This is a genomic window from Flavobacterium sp. W20_MBD1_R3 (assembly GCF_052119725.1).
Classification (GTDB): domain Bacteria; phylum Bacteroidota; class Bacteroidia; order Flavobacteriales; family Flavobacteriaceae; genus Flavobacterium.
In genome coordinates, this window is the sequence record NZ_JBGQOR010000033.1 from 1 (window position 1) to 1,000 (window position 1,000).

Sequence of the window (1,000 nt, forward strand, 5' to 3'; positions counted from 1 at the left end):
TTCTTGCTTTACTATTCGAAATAAACAGTATATTTGAAAGAAATAAACGATAGTTTTTTCACAGACTGACGTTGGCAGCAAGATTACGCGAAAATCTTAAAATAAAAATATATGAAAAAAATTATTCTTGGAATTATTACTTTATTGTCAATTTCGATATATTCACAAAACAGGTATGAACTTCTTGAAAATGGAAAGGAAAAATTATTTCTTACTGATTCTATCTCAAAAATGGCGCAAAATGGATTAATTACAAACCAGCCAATTATTGTAATCAATGGAAAACCATTTCGTTATCAAGATTTAGAAAAACAAAAACTTCCTTTATCAAAAATGGCTATTGAAAAAATAGTAGCAATTGATAAACAAAAAGGAATAAATATTTATGGAACATTTGGAGAAGCAGGAGTTATTATAATTACAACTACCAAATCGAAAATATTTTTACTTGAAAATGAAGATGAATTAAAGTATTATTTAGTTGACAAATTAAAAACTGCTTTTGAAAAAAATCAAATAAACGCCTCTCCTCTAATTGCAATTGATGGAGTTCCATTTGAATATGATAAAAATCTTAATTCAATAGTTTTACCATTAAAAAAAGAAATTATAACTGATGTAACTATTATGCATAAAGATAGTAGCCACGTAATATATGGTGAAAATGAAATAAATGGCGCGATAATAATTACTACCGAAAAACAATAAGAAATAAATCCTGCTGCCAACAGCTAGGGATTCGTTGCATGCGCAGCACAAACAATGAAACCCGGGTTGAACGGAACCGATTACATGCCGTGAACACTTATGGAGTTGTCGTAAAGATTTTAGAGAGAATTACAAGAGGCAAGCGAGCCTCTTTTTTTTGGAGTGTTTTCTGCTTGGTTTTTTTCGTGTTTTCCATCACTTTTGAACACAAATTGCCTTACCCGTAATTTAGCTTTTACAGGGAATGGTGTTTTGGCTACCGCCAAGATACCAAGCAGGCGGACCGCGCTGG

General features: G+C 31.3%; 1 protein-coding gene. It reads left to right on the forward strand.

Going from position 1 to position 1,000, the window contains the following annotated elements:
• Nucleotides 1-111 precede the first annotated feature (111 nt).
• Nucleotides 112-708, forward strand: coding sequence for a hypothetical protein (locus ACEN2F_RS14650; RefSeq protein ID WP_441740538.1), 597 nt, complete (start codon nucleotides 112-114; stop codon nucleotides 706-708).
• Nucleotides 709-1,000: the final 292 nt, after the last annotated feature.

Bases quoted from the DNA above. Each gene is read 5' to 3' on its own strand.
- ACEN2F_RS14650 (WP_441740538.1), top strand. From the start codon at position 112: ATGAAAAAAATTATTCTTGGAATTATTACTTTATTGTCAATTTCGATA.